4 protein-coding genes and 1 pseudogene are annotated in these 3,092 nt (G+C 60.3%); 4 read left to right on the plus strand and 1 reads right to left on the minus strand.

Annotated elements, in window-relative coordinates; all coding sequences use genetic code 11:
• From GCT19_RS44250 to istA, 4 genes and pseudogenes are all read left to right on the plus strand, one after another.
• The coding region (locus tag GCT19_RS44250; RefSeq protein ID WP_227749498.1) for an IS110 family transposase at window positions 1–336 on the plus strand (336 nt) is incomplete at its 5' end.
• Between the two features lie 41 nt (window positions 337–377).
• The gene (locus GCT19_RS44255; RefSeq protein ID WP_227749499.1) at window positions 378–716 is read left to right on the plus strand and encodes a transposase; all 339 of its coding nucleotides are present in this window, start codon (window positions 378–380) and stop codon (window positions 714–716) included.
• A 492-nt stretch (window positions 717–1,208) separates the two neighbouring features.
• A complete protein-coding gene (locus tag GCT19_RS41465; protein WP_026228899.1) occupies window positions 1,209–1,544 on the plus strand; it encodes an FkbM family methyltransferase in 336 nt (111 codons plus the stop codon).
• A 240-nt stretch (window positions 1,545–1,784) separates the two neighbouring features.
• Window positions 1,785–2,798, plus strand: a pseudogene (istA, locus tag GCT19_RS41470) (IS21 family transposase); the annotation flags it as partial.
• Window positions 2,799–2,886: 88 nt separating this feature from the next.
• Here istA and GCT19_RS45050 read toward each other — a convergent pair.
• Complete coding sequence (locus GCT19_RS45050) at window positions 2,887–3,075, minus strand: hypothetical protein (protein WP_227749500.1); 189 nt, start codon at window positions 3,073–3,075, stop codon at window positions 2,887–2,889.
• Window positions 3,076–3,092: the final 17 nt, after the last annotated feature.

The following is a 3,092-nucleotide window of genomic DNA, read 5'->3' on the forward strand; positions in this document are numbered from 1 at the left end:
GCCTGTGGCGGAGCGCATTACTGGGCTCGTCGGTTCTCGGCGATGGGCCATCATGTGCAGATCATTGCGCCGCGATTCGTCAAACCGTTCGTCAAATCCCAGAAGAATGATCGCAACGATGCGGAGGCGATCGTCGAAGCGGCGTCCCGTCCGACGATGCGCTACGTCGCCGTCAACAGCGTTGAACAGCAGGACATCCAGTCCATGCATCGCATCCGCAGCCTGCTGATGCGGGACCGCATCGCACAGATCAATCAGATTCGAGGCCTGCTGGCTGAATACGGTGTGGTTATTGCCCAAACACCTCTGAATGTAAGGACGCACTCCCCGCGATAATCGATGACGAGCGCAATGAGCTGACAGGACTTATCCGAGCAATGATGCGCGACATGTACGACCGACTTGCACTGCTCGACAAGCAGATCGCCCGATATGACGGTCTTATCAAGCAAGTGCACAAGGCATCGCCCACAAGCCAGCGCCTAGAGAAGATCCGTGGGGTCGGACCGATGATCGCAACCGGCGTCATCGCGGCGGCCGCAAGCGCCTCGGAGTTCTCAAACGGTCGGCAATTTGCGGCGTGGCTTGGCTTGACGCCACGTCAGCACTCCTCAGGCGGCAAAGATCGTCTCTGTTCGGTATTACGAAGCGCGGTAACGGGTATCTGCGAATGCTGCTGGTGCACGGCGCCCGATCGGTCGTCCAGCAAGCCGTAAGGCATACGGACAACCTATCCCGATGGATACTCGAGGTTCAGGCGCGACGCGGAACAACCGTGGCCGTCGTAGCACTTGCGAATAAGATAGCCAGAACGATATGGGTGTTGCTCGCACGCGGTCAAGAGTATGCGCCGCTGGTATGAACGGACGCCCGGCCGCATCATGGGCGCAGCTTCACCTCTTCTTTGGTTGCACAAGTGATCTGATTCAATGGCAAAACAGGTTGGACCGTCGACGACAAAACCTGCGCAGACTTAGGGCTCTCGAAGCCGTGGATATATGAAGGAGTCGTCGGGCGAAATCCATTGGGGCCAGGCACAGCGGTGCCATCAACAGGCCGAATCTATATATGCAATCGAGCACCTGCTCGCTGTAGATCAGATCATTTGGCAAACGGTACGAGGCCATGTATAAGTCTGTAGCCCGATCAGTTACGCTGACCACGCAAACATCACCTGGCAAACCGGGAGGCGTCCATATAAGAACACGATGGATCGTATCAGCGGGCATACCTTTTTCAAGCGGTTTTTGCAGCGAGATAGCACTGTTATCGATCTAGGCGCGAACAGCGGTACGTTTTGCCGGCTGATGTCGCAGAAATGCGAATGCATCTGTTACGAGGTCGAGCGGAATCCCGACCGTTTTGCTCGGCTCGACGGCATGGCGCGCGTGAAGCCCTCCAATCTCGCGATTGCCGATCGTGCAGGGACGATGAGCTTCTTCGTGGCGGCGAATCGGGAGGCATCGTCGTTCGTTCGTACCAGCGAGAGCAATCACGAGATCCAGGTGGCCGCTGTGCGGCTCGACGTGTTCACGCAGCAGTAGGGAATCCCGCAAATCGACTTGGTGAAGGTCGACATCCAAGGCGCCGAGGTGCCGCTGCTTGATTGACTGCCGGACACGTTTCTGCGTATTCCACGCCAAACCGAACGCTGGTTCCACGGCAAACCGAGCACGGATTCCACGGCTGCCCGAGCGCGAATTCCACGCGTAACCGAGCAGTAAGCTGGGGAGACGGCGATGCGGATAACCATGGCACGCTCGACGATTTTGTCGGGCGGCCGAATGTCGAATAAAAGGTTATCCATGCGTCAAATCAGGGAAGTGCTGCGCCTGCGCTTCGTGTGTGAACGCAGCCAGCGCGAGATCGCGACGACGCTCGGCGCGTCGAGCGCGACGGTCTGGGACTACCTGGACCGGGCGCGGCGTGCGCAACTGGACTTCGGGAAGGCGATGTCGCTGGATGACGCGGCGCTTGAGGCGCTGCTGTTTCCGCCGCCGCCGTCGTTGAGCCGGACACGCCCGCTGCCCAACTGGCCGCTCGTGCATCGCGAGCTTGGCAGGCGAGGCGTAACGCTCGACCTGCTCTGGAACGAGTACAAGGCCCAGGAGCCCGAGGGTTACGGCTACAGCTGGTTCTGCAAGCACTACGAGCGCTGGGCAGCGGCTTTGCCGGTTACGCTGCGCCAGACGCACACGCCCGGCGAGAAGCTGTTCATCGACTACTCGGGTAACAGGCTCGGTATCGTTGATCCGCACACGGGCGAGATCCGCGAGGCGGAGCTGTTCGTCGCGACGCTCGGCGCATCGAACTACAGCTATGCCGAGGTCACCTGGACCCAGCAGCTTGAGGACTGGATCGGCTCGCATGTGCGCGCGTTGAACTTCATCGGCGGTTGTGTCGAGATCCTGGTGCCCGACAACCTGAAGTCCGGCGTACACAAGGCCGACTTCTACGATCCGGTTCTGAACCGGACCTACGGCGAGATGGCTGCCCATTACTCGATGGCGATCATCCCGGCACGCAAACGTCGGCCCCGCGACAAGGCGAAGGTCGAGCAGTCGGTACTCCTGGCACAGCGCTGGATTCTGGCCCGGCTGCGCAACCAGCGGCTGTTCAGCCTCGACGAAGCCAATCGGGCAATCGCCGCGCTGCTCGTCGAACTGAACAACAGGCCGTTCAAGAAGCTGCCCGGCTGCCGCCGCAGCGCCTTCGAGGAACTTGATCGCCCGGCACTTCGCCCGCTGCCAGAACGGCCTTACCAGTACGCGCAGTGGAAGGTTGCCCGCGTCGGCATCTTGTGTGGCGAAGCGATTTCTGTGGCCTTGGCGCCGATGAGCTGCTTCCGGCGGAGATCCTCGCAGTCTGAAGGCCACAGAAATCCAGTTACAGTGAGCGCAGGAATCGCAGCAGGTCGGATTCCATTCGGCGCCGCGGCGCCTCGCCGGATGGCTGCAGTTGCGCCAAGGCACGCGACTTCATCTCCAGGTTGATCTGTGCGTAAATGTTGGTGGTGTTGAGCGACACATGGCCGAGCCACGCGCGGATGGTGTTGATGTCGACACCCGAGCGCAGGAGGTAGGTGGCCGTTG

It is taken from the genome of Paraburkholderia atlantica, assembly GCF_009362785.1.
Lineage (GTDB): Bacteria > Pseudomonadota > Gammaproteobacteria > Burkholderiales > Burkholderiaceae > Paraburkholderia > Paraburkholderia atlantica.